We start from the raw sequence: 17,931 nt of genomic DNA, 5'->3' as shown, positions 1-17,931 counted from the left end.
ATTAACCCCCTCTGGCTTTGTGTCATTTACCAATGCAGAAACTCGCGAAGATACGGCCCAGCAGATCGTCGCTGGTAACCTCGCCGGTGATGCGGCCCAGGGCCATCTGCGCCTGGCGCAACTCCTCCGCCATCAGTTCGCCGGCGCGGCTGGTCTCCAGGTGCCCCCGTCCGGCATCAAAGCGGGCCCGCGCCTCGGCCAGCGCTTCGAGGTGGCGGCGGCGGGCGGAAAGCGCACCCTCGCCGAAGTCCGTCGTGCCGGCAAGCGCGCGCAACCGGGCGCGCAGCGCATCCAGACCGGCGCCGGTCTTCGCGGAGATATTCAGGGCGCCGTCCTCCGCCGGTCCCGCCGTCTCCCCGCTCAGATCCACCTTGTTGAGAACGACCGTGTGACCGAGGTGGTCCGGCAGCTCGGCCAGCAGCTCCTCGGCCACAACGTGCCGCGGCGTGGTTTCATCCGCGGCATCCAGCAGCAGCAGTGCATGGTCGGCCGTGGCCAGGGTGGCCCGGGCCCGGCGGATGCCCTCAGCCTCTACCGTGTCGGCATCGTTGCGCAGGCCTGCCGTGTCGGTGAGATGCACCGCCAGGCCGTCGATGACGACGGTCTCGCGCAGCAGATCCCGGGTGGTGCCGGGGATGTCGGTAACGATGGCGGTCTCCGCGCCCGCAAGCGCGTTCAGGAGACTGGACTTGCCGGCATTCGGGCGGCCGGCGATGACGACGGTGATGCCGTCGGCTAGCAGGCGACCCTGCTCGGCCCGGGCGGTGAGTTCCTCGAAGGCCGCGGCCACGCCCTGCACCCGGTCGGCCAGCGCCTGGTCGGAAAGGAAATCGATCTCCTCCTCGGGGAAATCGATCGCCGCCTCGACGTACATGCGCAGCTGGGTCAGCAGTTCGCTCAGCTGACGGACGGCGGCGGAGAATTCGCCCTCCAGCGAACGCAATGCGGCTCGCGCCGCCTGGGCCGAACTGCTGGCGATGAGATCCGCTATGGCCTCGGCCTGGGCGAGGTCGAGCCGGTCGTTCAGGAAGGCCCGGCGAGAGAACTCGCCGGGCTCGGCCAGGCGGGCACCGAGTTCCATGAATCGCTCGATGGCAAGCTGCATCACCACCGGGCCGCCGTGCCCCTGGAACTCGAACACGTGCTCACCGGTGAACGAATGCGGCGCGGCGAAGTACAGCAGCAGGCCGTAATCGACGGGCGCACCGTCGGCGCCGGCCAGGTGGACGATCCGGGCCTTGCGCGGCGGCGGGACGACGCCGAACAGGGTCTGCACCATCTGCGGGACGCCGGGACCGGAGACGCGCACGACGCCCACACCGCCCCGGCCCGGCGGTGTCGCGAGCGCGACAATAGTGTCATCCTCGGGGGTCACGGAGAGCTCTGGCCTCGCATCGGACTGGCAGGGAAGAAAGGAAAGACGGCATGAAAACCCGCAGCGTGAATTTCCGCAACGAGGACGGCGAAACCCTCACCGGCCTCATCGACGAACCCGCCGGCCGGCCCCGGGCGTGGGCACTGTTCGCGCATTGTTTCACCTGCACCAAGAATGCCAAGGCGGCGGCCAACATCGCCCGGGTGCTGGCCGACCACGGCTACGCCGTCCTGCGATTCGATTTTACCGGGCTGGGCCAGAGCGAGGGGGATTTCGAAGAAACGAATTTCTCCAGCAACGTCTCCGACCTGCTGGCAGCGGTGCGCTATCTGGGCGAGGAGCACGAGAGCCCGCAGCTGCTCGTCGGCCACAGTCTAGGGGGTACGGCAGTGCTGCAGGCGGCGTCGGAACTGGAGACCGTGCGCGCCGTCGCCACCATCGGCGCGCCGGCCGACCCCGAACACGTGGCGCGGCTGTTCGCCGGCGACCGGGACAGGATCGAGGAAGAAGGCGAAGCCGAAGTGGACCTGGGCGGGCGCACCTTCCGCGTCCGCAGACAGTTCCTCGAGGATCTGGGCGGTCACGATCTGCCCGGCTCGGTTGGCGAACTGCGCCGGCCGCTGCTGATCCTGCACTCGCCTGTGGACACCGTGGTGGACATCGAGAACGCCACCCTGCTGTTTACGAACGCGATGCATCCGAAGAGCTTCGTCAGCCTGGACCAGGCGGATCACCTGATGACCGACGAGCCGGATTCCCGCTACGCCGGCCGGGTGCTCGCCGCCTGGGCGGCTAAGTATCTCGACATCGACCGCCCGGTACTGCGGCTCGGCGCCGACCCCGGCGAGGCGGTGTCCCGTACCGGCGCCTCCGGATTCAGGAGCGACGTGAGCCTGTCCGGCCACACCCTCATCGCCGACGAGCCCGAGGACTACGGCGGCACGAACATGGGGCCGACGCCATACGATCTGCTAAGCGGCGCGCTCGCCACCTGCACCAGCATGACCATCCGCATGTATGCCGATCACAAGAAGCTGCCGCTGGAGTCGGTGACGGTCAGCGTGCGCCACGACAAGATCCACGCGAAGGACTGCGAGGAATGCGAGCAGCGGGACGGGAAGATCGACCGGTTCGAGCGCGAACTGACGGTCGAGGGCGACCTCACCGACGAGCAACTGGAGCGCATCACCGAGATCGCCGACCGCTGCCCGGTGCACCGCAGCCTGCACGGCGAGATCCAGGTACAGACCCGGCTGCGCCGCTGAGCGGCGATCGGGTCGTCAGCCTTCGTCGTCGTTCTTCTTCTTCGACTTCGGCTGACGCGTCTTGCGGTCCTCTGCCTCCACTACGCGGTTGACCTGCCACTGCTGGGCGATCGAGAGCAGCGTGTTGGTGAGCCAGTAGAGCACCAGCCCGGCCGGGAAGAACGCGAAGAACACGGTGAAGACGATGGGCAGGATGCTCATCACCTTCGCCTGCACCGGGTCCGGCGGCGCCGGGTTCAGCTTCTGCTGGCCGAACATCGCCGCGCCCATCAGGACGGGCAGGATAAAGTACGGGTCCCGCGACGAGAGGTCCTGGATCCAGAGCATGAACGGCGCCTGGCGCATCTCCACGCTCTCGAGCAGCACCCAGTAGAAGGCCAGGAAGAACGGCATCTGGACGAGGATGGGCAGACAGCCTGCCGCGGGATTCACCTTCTCCCGTTTGTACAGCTCCATCATCGCCTGGGAGAGTTTCTGGCGATCGTCCTTGTAGCGTTCCTGGATGGCCTTCAGCCGCGGCTGCAGCTTGCGCATCTTCGCCATCGAGCGGCCGCTGGTCTCCGTCAGCTTGTAGAACACCAGCTTGATGAGCAGGGTGACGATGATGATGGACCAGCCCCAGTTGCCGACGAAGTCGTGCACCTTGTCCAGCAGCCAGAACAGCGGCTGCGAGAGGATGGTCAGGAAACCGTAGTCGACCGTGAGCTTGAGGGTCTCGGCCACCTGGGTCAGCTGGTCCTGGATCTTGGGACCGACGAACAGCGTCATCTCCAGGCTGCCGGTCTCGCCGGGTTCGAAGCGGTATGCCGGGCCGATCGCACTCGCCAGGAAGTTGTCGCCGCGGGCGCTCAGGTCGTAGCGGTACTCCTGGCCGGAGGGCGGCACGATAGCCGACAGGAAATGGTGCTCGATGGCGGCCAGCCAGCCGTTCTCGGCGCGGGCCTGCACGGGTCCGTCGTCCTGGAGGTCGTCCGGCTTGATCTTCTCGTACTTGTCGCCGTTGTAGAGCACCGGCCCGTCGTAGGAGTAGGTGGCCACATCGAACATGGACCGCTCCTGGGCATGCATCCGGTGTGCGATCTGGCCGTAGGGTGCGGCGGCCCAGGTCTCGCCCGTGCCGTTCGTGACGCGTTGCTCCAACGGGATGATGTAGCTGCCCCGTTCGAAGCGGTAGATCTTGGTAACGCTGAGACCGTCTTCCCGCTGCCAGGTGAGAGGCACCTCCAGCACATCCTCGCCGTCGCCGAGACGGTAGTCGCTGCGCCGGGCAGTGAACTCGGCCCGATGGTTCGGCTCCGGCTGATTCGTATCGCCGGATACGGTGCGCAGGCCGGTGCGGAAGACCGCGAGCTCGTTCGGGGAGGGGTTCAGCACCTGCACCAGCTGGTCGGGCCGGTCCTTCTCCACCGGATAACGCCGCGTGACGGCGGAAACGATGTCTCCGCCGCGGCTCGAGATCAGTACGTCGAGCACGTCCGTAATCACCCGGACGCGTGTCTCCTCCGGTTCGGCGAGACTGTCGGCAGGCCGGGGAGCGGCGGTCCCGGCGGCTGCATCCACCGTCGGCACATCACCGACGTCGGGAAGATCCGCGCTCAGCGTATCGTCAGACGGCGGCCGCTCGGCTGCCTGTTGCGACGACGGGTCGGCGGGCTCCGGGCGCGGGGCATAATCCTGCTGCCAGGCTGTCCAGGTCATGAAAGCCATGAGCCCGAACAGAGCCCAGATGAAGAGGCGTTGGTTTTCCATGGGCGCTTGTCAGCAGTCGTTAAGCGGTTCTTGTGCTCCGCCCGGGCAGCAGCGCGCGAGCGTCGATCATCCCTCGGCCCGGCGCCGGCTGCGGAGGCGGCGCCAGTGGGTCTCGAGACTTCGGGTTAACGTCTTGTTGCTGGCCTCGGCGGCCGGCGGTCGGCTGATGACAACTATATCAGCGCAGGGCAGTCGGTCGCACGCGTGACGGAAGGATTCGCGAATGAGTCGCTTGATGCGATTGCGCGCCACCGCACTCTTCGCGCTGCGCCGGGAGATCGCCATGCCCAGGCGCGCGCCGTCCTCGTCGCGGAGACGGGCGAGCACGGTGAAGTAGTCGTCGGCGCGGCGGCTGGCGCGGCGGAAAACGCGGGAGAAGTCGGCGCCAGTGGTGAGCCGGGACTGGCGCGGAAATCGCGCGGTGGATTGCCGGGGAGCGTCCCCGCCATCGTGCCCGGATGAGCCGTCGGATGCACTCAGGGTGTGAGGCGGGCGCGGCCTTTCGCCCGACGACGCTTCAGTACCTGCCGGCCGGCCTTGGTGGCCATACGGGCACGGAAACCGTGAGCTCGCTTCTTCTTGATTCGGCTGGGCTGGTAGGTACGTTTCATCGTCTTCGATCCCGGTGGTGAGGGCACCCGTCACAAGGGGGCGAGAAGGTTACGCACGGGGTGCAGCCCTGTCAACTTGCGCGGTCGCGTTTCGCTGAGGATCCGCTGCTAGATTAGCGCAGGGGATGCGGTATAGACTTGACGGTCCTCCCGCGAATTTCCGCGCGCCTGCGCGTCGATCCGGGAAAGCTGCAAAAAACAATCGTCATTCGAGTCACCCGTATTCCAGTCACCTGGGGATCCCGTTGCAGACCGACACCACGCTATGGAACCGCTGCGTCCGTCAGCTGCGATCCGAGCTGCCGGAGCAGCAGTTCAATACCTGGATCCGTCCGCTGCAGGCCGTCGAGCAGGGCGACGTGCTGCGACTGCTGGCGCCGAACCGGTTTGTGGTGGAGTGGCTGCGGGAACACTTCCTGCAGCGTATCAGCGAAGTGGTGAGCAGCGCCGACGCCGATGCACGAGTCATCATCGAAGTGGGATCCCGGGGCGGATCGCCGCCCCCGGCAGCTCCCACGGTGGCGCCGCCGCCCCCCAGGTCGGAGGGCGGACCGCGACCGCGTCCGGTCGAGAGCCGGCTGAACCCGGAATTCACGTTCGAGAATTTCGTCGAGGGCAAGAGTAATCAGCTCGCGCGGGCGGCTGCGTCCCAGGTGGGGGAGAATCCCGGAAAAGCATACAATCCGCTGTTTATTTACGGTGGTGTGGGACTCGGCAAGACCCACCTGATGCATTCCGTGGGAAACCTGATGCTCGCCCGCAACCCTGAGGCCCGTGTGTGCTACGTCCATTCGGAGCGCTTCGTGGGCGACATGGTGAAGGGCCTCCAGCACAACACCATCAGCGAGTTCAAGCGCGCTTACCGTTCTCTCGACGCCCTGCTGATCGACGATATCCAGTTCTTCGCCGGCAAGGAGCGCTCCCAGGAAGAGTTCTTCCACACCTTCAACGCGCTGCTGGAAGGGCAGCGTCAGATCATCCTCACCTGCGACCGCTATCCCAAGGAGGTGACCGGCCTGGAGGAGCGCCTGAAATCTCGGTTCGGCTGGGGCCTGACGGTGGCCATCGAGCCGCCGGAGCTGGAGACTTCCGTGGCGATCCTGATGAGCAAATCACAGAACGAAGGCGTGGTGCTGCCGGAAGAAGTCGCCTTCTTCATCGCCAAGCGCATCCGCTCGAACGTTCGCGAGCTGGAAGGCGCGTTGCGGCGCGTGATCGCGAATTCACGCTTCACGGGCAGGGCCATCACCCTGGACTTCACCAAAGAGGCGTTGCGAGACCTGCTGGCGCTGCAGGACAAGCTGGTGACGGTGGAGAACATCCAGAAAACCGTGGCCGAGTACTTCAAGATCCGTGTTGCGGATCTGCTGTCGAAGCGGCGGAGCCGCTCTATCACGCGGCCGCGCCAGATCGCGATGAGCCTGGCGAAGGAGCTGACCAGTCACAGCCTGCCGGAGATTGGCGACGCTTTCGGCGGACGCGACCACACGACGGTGCTGCATGCGTGCCGGCGGGTGAAGGCGTTGCGGGAGACCGAGAGCCGGGTGGAAGAGGATTATCTGAACCTGTTGAGAACCCTGACCGGATGATGTGGATAACTTGTTGGTAATCGCAGCAGGTGGTTTTATCCACAGGCGGTGCACAGGCGGCGATGAGGTTAGCGGCCGGGTTATGGGCAGGAAAAAATCATTTAAGATATTGTTTTAAAAAGATTTTTATCGTTTATACACAGCCGGTGGGCGGCCTAATAACGATAATAGAACACTATATAGTCAATATTTATTAACAGGTGGAATCGATGAAGTTCACTGCTCCCAGGGAGACCTTGCTGAAACCCCTTCAGGCCATCATCGGTGTGGTGGAGCGGCGTCAGACGATGCCGATACTGGCGAACATGCTGCTGGTGGTGAAGAACGATCAGCTCCTGGTAACGGCCACGGATCTGGAAGTGGAGCTCGTTGCGAGTGGCGACGTGGACGTGGAGAGTGAGGGAGAAATCACGGTGCCGGGGCGCAAGCTGCTGGATATCTGCCGCGCCCTGCCGGATGGCGTGACCGTATCGGTCGCGGTGAAGGGGGACCGGGTGCAGGTCCAGGCGGGACGCAGCCGCTTCAACCTGTCGTCACTGCCCGCCGCGGAGTTTCCGACAGTGGACGACATCCAGGCGGGCCAGAGCTTCAGGCTGCCGCGGGAGGCGGTGGAGCGGCTGCTCGAGAAGACGCATTTTGCGATGGCGCAGCAGGACGTACGCTATTACCTGAACGGGATGCTGCTGGAGACGGGAGAGCACTACCTCCGCGCGGTGGCGACCGACGGGCACCGGCTGGCGCTGTGCGAGGTGGCGGTCCCGGATCAGAAACTGCCGGCCCAGCAGGTGATCGTGCCGCGCAAGGGCGTAATCGAGCTGCAGAGGCTGCTCGATGGCAGCGGCGATCTGACCATTGATATCGGTTCGAATCACATCCGGATTCAGGTGGACGGGATTCGCTTCACCTCGAAGCTCATCGACGGGCGGTTCCCGGAGTACGACCGGGTGATACCCCAGGATCCGCCGAACGTGCTGACGGCCGACCGGGGTACGCTCCGGCACGCGCTGCAGAGGGCTGCGATCCTGTCGAACGAGAAATACCGGGGGATTCGGCTGGACATCAAGGACAGCGGGGTGGTGATTCAGGCGCACAACCCGGAACAGGAAGAAGCGGAGGAAGAAGTGGAAGTCGAGTACAGCGGGGAAGACATCGAGATCGGCTTCAACGTGAATTACCTGCTGGACGCGCTGGCGGCGGTGGAATCCGAATCGGTGAAGCTCGGCCTGACGGACAGCAACAGCAGTTGCCTGGTGACGGATCTGGACAGGGACGACAGCAAGTTCGTCGTCATGCCGATGCGGCTGTAGACAGCTGCCGGGGAATCGCCCGGTGAGCCTGATCAGGATCGATGTTGCCGATTTCCGGTGTATCGCGTCGGCGCGGTTGGAGCTGACGGGGCGCAGCAATCTCATTTGCGGTCCGAACGGAAGCGGGAAGACCAGCCTGCTCGAGGCCATCGGCTTCCTCAGCCGGGGCCGTTCTTTCCGGGGGACGCGTACCGATGGTCTGGTACGTCACGGATCCGGTCATTTCACGGTGGCGGCGCTTGTGCGATCCGGTGATCGGGAGCACAGGCTTGGGGTGGAGGGTGGCCGGGGGCATCTGGCGATCCGGGTGGATCGGGAACCGGCGGATAGCCTGGCGGCACTGGCGGAGAGACTGGCGGTCCAGGTCATCGATCCGGAGATTCACAGGCTGGTCTCGGACGGACCGGAAGTCAGGCGTCGCTTCCTCGATTACGGTGTGTTTCACGTGGAACACGGTTTTCTGGGGGCCTGGAGGCGTTATCGCAGGGCGTTGCGGCAGCGTAATGCGGCGCTGCGGGAGGGGCTGGGCGAGCAGGCGGTGAAAGCATGGGAGCCGCAGGTGGTAGCGGCCGGGGAGACCGTCGACGGTCTGCGGCGGCGTCACGTGGCGGCGCTGGCGGAGGCATTCGTCGATCTTGGCGAGAGACTGTTGGCCGGTTCGGTCGCTTGCGAGTATCGGTGCGGGTGGGCTGAAGGCATTGGCCTGGAGGCCGCGCTGGACGCTGTGCGAGACAGAGACCGGGAGCAGGGCACCACGACGGTGGGGCCTCATCGGGCCGACCTGAGACTGGTGTACCGCGACAGGAGTGCCCGGCAGCAGGTCTCCCGTGGCCAGCAGAAGCTGTTTGGCGCCGCGTTGGTGCTCGCGCAGACGCGTCTGATGTCAGAGAGGCTGCGAGATCCGCCTGTACTGCTGGTAGATGACCCGGCGGCGGAACTGGACGGGGGGTCCCTGACCGGCCTGATGGCTTGCGTGCTCGAGACGGACAGCCAACTGATCGTGACAGCCCTGACGGAGGACGCGGTATCGCTTCCGGACGGTACCCGGATGTTCCACGTGGAACATGGCGAGGTCACTGCCGCCAGCTGACCCGGGCCTGACCAGGCGGTCGCACCGCCACACGAGCGACCCGTGCACCCCTCAGGGATGCTATAATGGAACGCTTGATCCGGAGGGTGCCGAATGGCCGATCAGAATACCTACGATTCCAGTAATATCAAGGTCTTAAAGGGCCTTGAGGCTGTGCGCAAACGCCCCGGTATGTACATCGGGGACACCGACGACGGCACCGGCCTGCACCACATGGTCTTCGAGGTCGTCGACAACAGTATCGACGAAGCCCTGGGCGGTTACTGCAGCAACATCATCGTCACCATCCATGCCGACGAGTCGGTGACGGTGTCCGACGACGGGCGCGGCATCCCCGTCGACATCCACCCTGAGGAAGGGCGGTCCGCCGCAGAGGTCATCATGACGGTCCTCCACGCCGGCGGTAAGTTCGATGACAACTCGTACAAGGTCTCGGGCGGCCTGCACGGCGTCGGCGTGTCGGTGGTGAATGCCCTGTCCGAGCAGCTCAGCCTTACCATCTATCGCGCCGGCGAGATCCATTACCAGGAATACCGGATGGGCGAGCCCGTCGGCCCCCTGACGGTCGTGGGCGAGACGGACAAGAGCGGCAGCATCATCCGCTTCCGCCCGAGCGACACGATCTTCAACAACATCGAATTCAGCTACGACATTCTGGCGAAGCGCCTGCGCGAGCTCTCGTTCCTGAACTCGGGCGTGCACATCGAGCTGGTCGACGAGCGCACCGATCAGCACGACGTGTTCGAGTACCAGGGCGGCATCCGGGCCTTCGTCGAGCACCTGAACCGGAACAAGACCACCATCCACGACAGCGTGATCCATTTCGAGGCGGAGCGCGAGGGCGTCATCGTGGAAGCGGCGATGCAGTGGAACGATGCCTATCAGGAGAACATGTTCTGCTACACCAACAACATCCCCCAGCGGGATGGCGGCACGCATCTGGCCGGATTCCGCAGTGCGCTGACGCGGACGCTGAACAGCTACATCGAGCGGGAAATGAGCAGTCGCAAGGAGCGGATCACGCCCGCCGGCGACGATTCCCGGGAAGGCCTGACCGCCGTCCTCTCGGTGAAGGTGCCGGACCCGAAGTTCTCCTCGCAGACCAAGGACAAACTGGTCTCCTCGGAGGTGAAGGGCATCGTCGAATCAGCCATGGCCGAGGCGCTGGAGGACTTCCTGCTCGAGTATCCGCAGGAAGCGAAGGCCATCGTCGCGAAGATCCTGGATGCCGCCCGGGCCCGGGAGGCTGCGCGCAAGGCGCGGGAGATGACCCGGCGCAAGGGCGCACTGGATATCGCCGGGCTGCCGGGCAAGCTGGCCGACTGCCAGGAGAAAGACCCCGCGCTGTCCGAGCTGTTTCTGGTGGAGGGCGACTCCGCCGGCGGCTCCGCCAAGCAGGGCCGGGACCGCCGCACCCAGGCGATTCTGCCCCTGAAGGGCAAGATCCTGAACGTGGAGAAGGCCCGTTTCGACAAGATGCTGTCGTCCGCCGAGGTGGGCACGCTCATCACGGCGCTCGGTTGCGGCATCGGCAGGGACGATTTCGACCCCGACAAGCTGCGTTACCACCGCATCATCATCATGACGGACGCCGACGTCGACGGCTCTCACATCCGGACGTTGCTGCTGACGTTCTTCTACCGGCAGATGCCGGAGCTGATCGAGCGGGGCCACATCTATATCGCCCAGCCCCCGCTGTACAAGATCAAGCGCGGCAAGCAGGAGGTCTACCTCAAGGACGACGCGGAGCTCACCGAGTACCTGCTGACTTCCGCTCTGGAAGGCGCCGAGCTGCACGTCAACGACGAAGCACCGGCCATGTCCGGCTCCGCCCTCGAGACGCTGTCGCGGGACTACATGACCGTGCAGGCCATCATCGACCGGCTGGCCCGCCGCTATAACGAGTCGGTGCTGCGGGCGATGCTGGAGGTGCCCCGGGTCGACGAGGACATCGTGTCGAATATTGACCGACTGGAAGAATGGACCCGGTCGCTGTCCGAGTCCCTGCCGAAGGGTGCCACCCAGAGCAGCCGGGACACCAACGGGGGCAGCTACGAGGCGACGCTGGAGCGTGGTGACAACGGTGGCGAAGGCACCCGCATCGCCATCCATCACACCCAGCACGGCCTCACGACCACACGCTACATCCCCAAGGAATTCTTCGAGTCGGCGGAATACCGTCGCATGGCTTCCCTGGGCGAGCAGATGCAGGGCCTGATCGGCGAAGGCGCCTACGTGCAGCGTGGCGAGCGCCGGGAGGAGATCTCCACGCTGGGCGAAGTTGTGCAGTGGTTCATGACCGAGGCGCGCCGTGGCCAGTCGGTGCAGCGCTACAAGGGTCTGGGTGAGATGAACCCGAACCAGCTCTGGGATACCACTGTGAACCCGGAGACCCGACGCCTCATGCAGGTGCGGATCGAGGACGCGGTGCGCGCCGACGAGATCTTCACCACGCTGATGGGCGACCAGGTGGAACCGCGGCGGGAGTTCATCGAGGACAACGCGCTGGCCGTGTCCAACCTCGACATCTGAACGGAGTCAGTCGCGGCGGGATCCCCTAGCCTGGCTCGAGTCAGACTTGGCCGCGGTGTCCGGAGCTTCCGGCGAGGCAGGGGTACGCCCCGATGGTATAGACCGTGGCGTGTCCGATGAGACCGCGCCGTCTCGCGGTGCGTCCGTGCCTTTCGCCGGTTCCGCCGCTTCTTCTTCGTCCCGGTCCGGGCGCTCGTCCTTCCGCCCGGCCGGCTCGACCATGCGGCCTCGTGCACCTCTGCGTTCGCCGGCCCCCGACCCGGTTTCGCGCGGCCGTGCGGCGCCATCGCGTTGCGCTCCGGCCGCGCCGGCGGCGATGTCGTCGATATTGCGGATGGTCCTCTCGATCCAGTCCTGGATCTCACGGTTCACCTCGCGGGGGTCCCGGCCCACCGCGTCGACCGGTTCGCCGATCACGAAGGTCGCCGTGCCGCGCTTCTTCAGCCAGCCCCGCCGCGGCCAGTAGTGTCCGGCATCGTGGGCGACGGGCACTATCTTCCTGCCTGCCGCGGCCGCCAGCGCTGCGCCGCTCACTCCGTAACGTCGGGTCTGTCCGGCCGGCATGCGGGTGCCTTCCGGGAAGATCATCACCCAGATGCCCTCACGCAGGCGCTCGCTGCCCTGGCTGATCACCTGGCGCACGGCGCTGCGCCCGGCGCTCCGGTTGATCGCGATCGGCTTCAGCAGCGCGATGCCCCAGCCGAAGAACGGCGCGAACATCAGTTCCCGCTTCAGCACCCAGGTCTGGGGCGGAAACAGCAGCAGCTCCGCCAGAGTCTCCAGTGTCGACGAGTGCTTCAGCAGCACCACCGAGGCTTCGTCCGGAATGTTCTCGCGTCCCACCACACGGTAGTCGAGTCCGACCAGGTGGCGCATCACCCACATCACCTGACGCACCCAGGCGACGGCGATCGGATAACGCATGTGGTGAGGCAGGGGTGCGAGCAACAGCAGCGCGAACACGTAGAATGGCACGGAAACGAACAGCCACACCGTGAAGACGATCGATCGCAGCATCTGCATGACGGCTAGCGCTCCCCCGTGAGTGCCGCGGCGGCCGCGGCGAGGTCGTCGTACACCTCGGCGTCGCCCGCCGTCCCTTCGGCCTCGGTGCGTCGGCCGTTGCCGGTGCGCACCAGCACCGGCCGCGCGCCGACAGCGCGTGCGGCCTCCAGGTCCCGGGCCGAGTCCCCGACCACGGGCACGCCCTCGAGGCCGATGCCGTAGTCCGTCGCCAGCCGGTGCAGCAATCCCGGCCGCGGCTTGCGGCAGTCGCAGCCGGCGTCCGGATGATGCGGACACCAGACGACCCGGTCGATCTCGCCGCCGGCTGCACCCACGACCGCATGCATCTTGGCATGTATCTTCGCGAGGGTCGCCTCGTCGAACAGCCCGCGCGCCAGCCCCGACTGGTTACTGGCGACCGCTACCGTGAATCCTGCCCGGTTCAGCCGCGCGATGGCCTCCGCACTGCCGGGCAGCGGAGTCCATTCGTCCGGGCTTTTGATGTAGGCGGCCGAATCCCGGTTGATCGTGCCGTCCCGATCCAGCACCACGAGCTTCATCCCCTCCATTCTGCCGGCCCTAACCGGTGGATAGCCGCGAGATGTCCGCCACTTCGAGGAACAGTCCGCGCAGCTCGCCGAGCAGCCCGAGCCGGTTGCGGCGCACCGCCACGTCCTCGTCCATCACCAGCACGTGATCGAAGAAGTCGTCCACCGGTTCGCGCAGAAGTGCCAGTCGGTCCAGCACCTCGGTGTATTCCCGGCCGGCCAGCAACGGTTCCACTTCGGCCCGGGCCTCGCCGAGGGCGGCGAACAGCGTTTTCTCCTCCGCTTCTTTCAGCAGTGCTGCGTCCGGAGCCGCCCCGGCATCGCCCTTGGCCTGACGCAGGATATTGGCGATGCGTTTGTTCGCTGCCGACAGGCTCTCTGCGCTCGAGTGGCGCGTGAAGGCAGCCACCGCCCGCAACCGGGCGTCGAAGTCGAGCGGCGAGCGGGGTTCCCGCGCGAGCACCGCCTGGAACATCTCCGGGGTAATCGATGGCTCGCGTTCGGCGTACCAGGCGCGCAGCCGCTCCATCACGAAATCGTAGATCTCGCCCGCCAGCTGCGGCTGCCCCTCGCTCTCGCTCACCGGCTGCAGCGACAGCGCCTCGGCGACCGCGGCCTTCAGGTCCAGCTCCAGGCCGCCCTCGATCACGATGCGCAGCAGCCCGAGCGCGCCCCGGCGCAGGCCGAACGGATCCCGGTTGCCGGTGGGCCGCCGGCCGATGGCGAAGATGCCCGCCAGCGTATCCAGTCGGTCGGCCAGCGCGAGGATGCGCCCCGCCTCGGTGGCCGGTAGCGCATCGCCGGCGTAGCGGGGCAGGTACTGCTCGGCAATCGCGGCGGCCACGGCCTCCGGTTCGCCGTCGGCACGCGCGTAGTGTCCGCCCATGATGCCCTGCAGGTCCGGGAACTCGCCCACCATGTCGGTAAGGAGGTCGGCGCGGGCGAGTTCCGCCGCCCGCACCGCGTGCTCCGGCGCCGCGTCGAGCTCGCGGGCGAGGTGACCGGCCAGCGCGGCCACCCGCTGGCTCTTCGCGAGCAGCGTGCCGAGTTCCCGCTGGTAGACCACGTGCTGCATCTCGTCGCGCCGGGTCGCCAGCGGCATGCGCTGGTCCGCTTCCCAGAAGAATGCGGCATCCGCCAGCCTGGGCTTGACCACCCGCTCGTTGCCTTCCCGCACCTTCTCCGGCTCCCGGCTCTCCAGGTTGGCCACGGCGATGAAACTCGCTACCAGCGCGCCATCGTCCCGCTCCACCGGGAAGTAGCGCTGATGTTTCTGCAGCGTGGACACCAGCACCTCCCGGGGCAGCTCGAGGAAGGCGGGATCGAAGGATCCCGTCACGGCCACCGGCCACTCGTTCAGCGCCGCGACCTCGTCCATGAGCGCGGCATCACTGACCGGGTGGCCGCCCGCCGCTGCCGCGGCCTCGGTCACGGCCCGGCTGATGGAATCGCGGCGCTCGTCGAAATCCACCACGACGCTGCCCGGCTCCCTCAGCGTCTCGACGTAGGCCCCCGGGTCCGTGATCGCAATCTCGCGGTCGGCGGCGTGCACGCGATGGCCGCGGCTGTACCGGCCCGAGTCGAGCCCGTACAGGCGGGCAGGCACGATCTCGTCCCCGAGCAGCATCACCAGCCAGTGCACCGGACGCACGAACTCGGCGTCGCCGTCGCCCCAGCGCATCCGCCGCGGCACCGGCAGCCGGTCCAGGGCTGCCTGCACCAGTTCGGGAATCAGCTCCGCCGCCGTCCGGCCCTTGCGCACGGAGCGATGCGCGAGCCATTCGCCCTTCGGGGTGCTGACCCGCTCCAGTTCCTCCACGGCCACGCCGCACTTTCCGGCAAAGGCCTGGGCCGCGCGGGTGGGGTTGCCGTCTTCGTCGAAGGCGACTGTCACCGGCGGGCCCCGCGTCTCCACTTGCTCGTCGGGCTGGCCCGTGGGCACGGACTCGATCAGCACCGCCAGCCGGCGCGGGCTCGCATAGGGATGCACGGCACCGTGAGACAGACCGGCTCCCTCCACTGCCTCGCCCAGTCCGCCGGCGAAGGCCTGCATCAGCCCGCGCAGCGCCGTCGGCGGCAGCTCCTCGGTGCCGATCTCGACGAGGAGATCGCGCGGCTCTCCGCCGGCCTTGCCGCTCACCGTCGCTCCCCCTGCGCGCTTTCGCGGGCGGCGGCGCTCTCGACCATGGGAAAACCGAGTGCGCGGCGGCTCTCGTAATAGGCTTCGGCCACGGCCCGGGCCATCGTGCGCACGCGCAGGATGTAGCGCTGCCGCTCGGTGACCGAGATGGCCTGACGGGCGTCCAGCAGGTTGAACGCATGCGAGGCGGCGAGTACCTGTTCGTAGGCCGGCAGTGCCAGATTCAGCTCGATGAGCCGCGCGTTCTCGTGCTCGCACTGCTCGAAGGCGGCGAACAGATGCTCCACGTTCGCCTCCTCGAAGTTATAGCGGGACTGCTCGACCTCGTTCTGGTGGAAGACGTCCCGGTAGGTGATGCGCCCGAGCGGTCCGTCGGTCCAGACGATGTCGAAGATGCTCTCCACCTGCTGCAGGTACATGGCGATGCGCTCCAGCCCGTAGGTGATCTCGCCCGTGACGGGCCGGCACTCGAGGCCGCCCACCTGCTGGAAGTAGGTGAACTGGGTGATCTCCATGCCGTTCAGCCAGACTTCCCAGCCCAGGCCCCATGCACCGAGGGTGGGCGACTCCCAGTTGTCCTCGACGAAACGGATGTCGTGGACGCCCGAGTCGATGCCGAGGGCGGCCAGTGAACGCAGGTACCTATCCTGGATGTCTGCCGGCGAGGGCTTGATCACCACCTGATACTGGTAATAGTGCTGCAGGCGGAAGGGGTTGTCCCCGTAGCGGCCGTCGGTGGGACGGCGGCACGGCTGCACGTAGGCAGCACTCCATGGCTCCGGGCCGATGGAGCGCAGAAACGTGGCGGGATGGAAGGTGCCGGCGCCCATCTCCATGTCGTAGGGCTGCTGTACCACGCAGCCTTCCGCTGCCCAGAATTGCTGCAGGCGGAGGATGAGGTCCTGGAAGGTCTGCGGCGGCGCAGCCGGCGCTTTGTCGGCAGTCGGTTGCATGATCGGCATGCCGGTCACAAAAGACGCAGCAGTATACCGGACCGGGGCCGCGGTGCCGATCCGTCCGGCGGCGAAGATCGCCCGACGCCGGCAAGATTGAACCAATTTAGTGCAAACGGGGGGTATAATTGCACATAGTTAGTGCAAACTCCCTCGGAATACTTTCTTCTAATTCTTTATTTTCAACGAGTTAGCCTGCACCAAAAACCGGCACGCATCCTGCATGCGGCCAAGGTTCAGGTGCATCAGCGCATGTTGCCTTCCCGGGCATAGGGCCGGGGAAAAACATAACCACAGCACATAACCACAGCCAACGGAATTCTGGAGGAAACCCCATGACCCCTGCTGAAGTACTCAGCCTTATCAAAGAAAAGGACGTCAAGTTCGTCGACTACCGCTTCACCGATACCAAGGGCAAGGAGCAGCACGTGAGCGTGCCTGCTCACACCATGGAAGACGAGGTGTTCGAGGAAGGCAAGATGTTCGATGGCTCGTCCATCGCGGGCTGGAAGGGCATCAACGAGTCGGACATGATCCTGATGCCCGATCCGACGACGGCCGTCCTGGACGTCTTCTGCGAGGAGACGACACTCAACCTGCGCTGCGACGTGGTCGAGCCCTCCACCATGCAGGGCTACGAGCGGGATCCCCGTTCCCTGGCCAAGCGTGCCGAGGAATACCTGAAGTCCACGGGCATCGCGGACACCGCCTTCTTCGGCCCGGAGAACGAGTTCTTCGTGTTCGACGACGTGCGGTTCGGCTCTGCCATGGAGGGCGCCTACTACCACATCGACTCCGCGGAAGGCGCCTGGAACTCGGGTCGCGACGTACCGGAAGGCAACATGGGTCACCGCCCGGGCGTGAAGGGCGGCTATTTCCCGGTGCCGCCGGTGGACAGCCTGCACGACATCCGCGGCGCGATGTGCCTGGCGCTCGAGGAGATGGGCCTGAAGACCGAGGTGCACCACCACGAGGTGGCCACGGCCGGCCAGTGCGAGATCGGCGTTGCCTTCAACGCGCTCACCCGCAAGGCGGATGAGGTGCAGATCCTGAAGTACGTCGTGCACAACGTGGCGCACGGCTACGGCAAGACCGCCACCTTCATGCCGAAGCCGCTGGTGAACGACAATGGCAACGGCATGCACGTGCATCAGTCGCTGGCGAAGGACGGCAAGAATCTGTTCACCGGCGACGGCTACGGCGGCCTGTCGGAGACGGCGCTGTACTACATCGGCGGCATCATGAAGCACGCGAAGGCGCTGAACGCCTTCACGAACCCGGCCACGAACAGCTACAAGCGGCTGATCCCCGGCTTCGAGGCGCCCACCATCCTCGCCTATTCGGCGCGGAACCGTTCCGCCTCCATCCGCGTGCCCTACATCGCGAATCCGAAGGCGCGCCGCATCGAGGTGCGCTTCCCGGATTCGATGGCGAACCCCTACTTTGCCTTCGCCGCGATGATGATGGCCGGTCTCGACGGCATCCAGAACAAGATCCACCCCGGCGATCCGGCGGACAAGGATCTCTACGATCTGCCGCCCGAGGAGGAGAAGAACCTGCAGACGGTCTGCTTCTCGCTGGAGCAGGCGCTGCGCGCGCTGGACGAGGATCGCGACTTCCTGAAAGCCGGCGGCGTATTCACCGACGATCTCATCGACGGTTACCTCGAGCTGAAGGAGGAGAACGTACAGCTGCTCCGGATGACGACCCACCCGGTCGAGTTCGAGATGTACTACAGCCTCTGACCGGAACCGGCGTCCGGGCGAT

At 66.0% G+C, this 17,931-nt stretch carries 14 protein-coding genes; 6 read left to right on the top strand and 8 right to left on the bottom strand.

From position 1 onward, the window contains the following. Positions 1 to 22 precede the first annotated feature (22 nt). Positions 23 to 1,375 carry a tRNA uridine-5-carboxymethylaminomethyl(34) synthesis GTPase MnmE gene (gene mnmE, locus ACJMKX_RS11710; RefSeq protein ID WP_405225347.1) on the bottom strand — a complete coding sequence of 451 codons (1,353 nt, stop codon included), beginning with the start codon at positions 1,373 to 1,375 and terminating at the stop codon, positions 23 to 25. 50 nt (positions 1,376 to 1,425) lie between these two features. Here mnmE and ACJMKX_RS11705 point away from each other — a divergent pair, with 50 nt between their 5' ends. Then, positions 1,426 to 2,640, top strand: coding sequence for a bifunctional alpha/beta hydrolase/OsmC family protein (locus tag ACJMKX_RS11705; protein ID WP_405225344.1), 1,215 nt, complete (start codon positions 1,426 to 1,428; stop codon positions 2,638 to 2,640). Positions 2,641 to 2,655: 15 nt separating this feature from the next. Here the strand turns inward: ACJMKX_RS11705 and yidC are convergent, their stop codons facing one another. The 3 genes from yidC to rpmH form a co-directional block, all read right to left on the bottom strand. Continuing rightward, complete coding sequence (gene yidC, locus ACJMKX_RS11700) at positions 2,656 to 4,389, bottom strand: membrane protein insertase YidC (protein ID WP_405225341.1); 1,734 nt, start codon at positions 4,387 to 4,389, stop codon at positions 2,656 to 2,658. Between the two features lie 66 nt (positions 4,390 to 4,455). Next, positions 4,456 to 4,869: a ribonuclease P protein component gene (rnpA, locus tag ACJMKX_RS11695; RefSeq protein WP_405226633.1), complete on the bottom strand. Its 414-nt coding sequence runs from the start codon at positions 4,867 to 4,869 to the stop codon at positions 4,456 to 4,458. Then, on the bottom strand, positions 4,866 to 5,000 hold the full coding sequence (rpmH, locus tag ACJMKX_RS11690) for a 50S ribosomal protein L34 (protein ID WP_405225338.1): 135 nt from the start codon (positions 4,998 to 5,000) through the stop codon (positions 4,866 to 4,868). Before rpmH ends, rnpA begins: the two co-directional genes overlap by 4 nt. Before the next feature lie 245 nt (positions 5,001 to 5,245). Here rpmH and dnaA point away from each other — a divergent pair, with 245 nt between their 5' ends. The 4 genes from dnaA to gyrB all read left to right on the top strand — a co-directional run bounded on the left by dnaA (position 5,246) and on the right by gyrB (position 11,518). After that, complete coding sequence (gene dnaA / locus ACJMKX_RS11685; RefSeq protein WP_405225335.1) at positions 5,246 to 6,589, top strand: chromosomal replication initiator protein DnaA; 1,344 nt, start codon at positions 5,246 to 5,248, stop codon at positions 6,587 to 6,589. Between the two features lie 209 nt (positions 6,590 to 6,798). Continuing rightward, complete coding sequence (gene dnaN, locus ACJMKX_RS11680; protein ID WP_405225332.1) at positions 6,799 to 7,896, top strand: DNA polymerase III subunit beta; 1,098 nt, start codon at positions 6,799 to 6,801, stop codon at positions 7,894 to 7,896. 22 nt (positions 7,897 to 7,918) lie between these two features. Beyond that, on the top strand, positions 7,919 to 8,986 hold the full coding sequence (gene recF, locus ACJMKX_RS11675) for a DNA replication/repair protein RecF (RefSeq protein ID WP_405225329.1): 1,068 nt from the start codon (positions 7,919 to 7,921) through the stop codon (positions 8,984 to 8,986). Between the two features lie 93 nt (positions 8,987 to 9,079). Continuing rightward, a complete protein-coding gene (gyrB, locus tag ACJMKX_RS11670) occupies positions 9,080 to 11,518 on the top strand; it encodes a DNA topoisomerase (ATP-hydrolyzing) subunit B (protein ID WP_405225326.1) in 2,439 nt (812 codons plus the stop codon). A 6-nt stretch (positions 11,519 to 11,524) separates the two neighbouring features. On the opposite strand, the gene ACJMKX_RS11665 is transcribed toward gyrB, so the two are convergent. The 4 genes from ACJMKX_RS11665 to glyQ are packed head-to-tail and all read right to left on the bottom strand — an operon-like array spanning position 11,525 to position 16,164. After that, positions 11,525 to 12,541, bottom strand: a complete 1,017-nt coding sequence (locus ACJMKX_RS11665; RefSeq protein WP_405225324.1) for a lysophospholipid acyltransferase family protein — start codon at positions 12,539 to 12,541, stop codon at positions 11,525 to 11,527. Positions 12,542 to 12,546: 5 nt separating this feature from the next. Beyond that, positions 12,547 to 13,083, bottom strand: coding sequence for a D-glycero-beta-D-manno-heptose 1,7-bisphosphate 7-phosphatase (gene gmhB, locus ACJMKX_RS11660; RefSeq protein ID WP_405226630.1), 537 nt, complete (start codon positions 13,081 to 13,083; stop codon positions 12,547 to 12,549). 19 nt (positions 13,084 to 13,102) lie between these two features. Then, on the bottom strand, positions 13,103 to 15,211 hold the full coding sequence (gene glyS / locus ACJMKX_RS11655) for a glycine--tRNA ligase subunit beta (protein ID WP_405225321.1): 2,109 nt from the start codon (positions 15,209 to 15,211) through the stop codon (positions 13,103 to 13,105). After that, a complete protein-coding gene (gene glyQ / locus ACJMKX_RS11650; RefSeq protein WP_405225319.1) occupies positions 15,208 to 16,164 on the bottom strand; it encodes a glycine--tRNA ligase subunit alpha in 957 nt (318 codons plus the stop codon). The genes glyS and glyQ overlap by 4 nt, the downstream gene beginning before the upstream one ends. Positions 16,165 to 16,499: 335 nt before the next feature. Between glyQ and glnA the strand changes: the two genes are divergently transcribed. Then, positions 16,500 to 17,909 carry a glutamate--ammonia ligase gene (gene glnA / locus ACJMKX_RS11645; RefSeq protein ID WP_405225316.1) on the top strand — a complete coding sequence of 470 codons (1,410 nt, stop codon included), beginning with the start codon at positions 16,500 to 16,502 and terminating at the stop codon, positions 17,907 to 17,909. Positions 17,910 to 17,931: the final 22 nt, after the last annotated feature.

This window comes from Lentisalinibacter sediminis (genome assembly GCF_040706615.1).
Taxonomy (GTDB): Bacteria; Pseudomonadota; Gammaproteobacteria; order Steroidobacterales; family Woeseiaceae; genus Lentisalinibacter; species Lentisalinibacter sediminis.
The sequence above is the reverse complement of the archived record's forward strand: the minus strand, read 5'-3'. Positions and strand labels throughout refer to the sequence as shown.

Bases quoted from the DNA above. Each gene is read 5' to 3' on its own strand.
- rpmH (WP_405225338.1), bottom strand. From the start codon at position 5,000: ATGAAACGTACCTACCAGCCCAGCCGAATCAAGAAGAAGCGAGCTCAC.
- ACJMKX_RS11665 (WP_405225324.1), bottom strand. From the start codon at position 12,541: ATGCAGATGCTGCGATCGATCGTCTTCACGGTGTGGCTGTTCGTTTCC.
- gyrB (WP_405225326.1), top strand. From the start codon at position 9,080: ATGGCCGATCAGAATACCTACGATTCCAGTAATATCAAGGTCTTAAAG.
- gmhB (WP_405226630.1), bottom strand. From the start codon at position 13,083: ATGAAGCTCGTGGTGCTGGATCGGGACGGCACGATCAACCGGGATTCG.
- yidC (WP_405225341.1), bottom strand. From the start codon at position 4,389: ATGGAAAACCAACGCCTCTTCATCTGGGCTCTGTTCGGGCTCATGGCT.
- glnA (WP_405225316.1), top strand. From the start codon at position 16,500: ATGACCCCTGCTGAAGTACTCAGCCTTATCAAAGAAAAGGACGTCAAG.
- ACJMKX_RS11705 (WP_405225344.1), top strand. From the start codon at position 1,426: ATGAAAACCCGCAGCGTGAATTTCCGCAACGAGGACGGCGAAACCCTC.
- dnaN (WP_405225332.1), top strand. From the start codon at position 6,799: ATGAAGTTCACTGCTCCCAGGGAGACCTTGCTGAAACCCCTTCAGGCC.
- glyQ (WP_405225319.1), bottom strand. From the start codon at position 16,164: ATGCAACCGACTGCCGACAAAGCGCCGGCTGCGCCGCCGCAGACCTTC.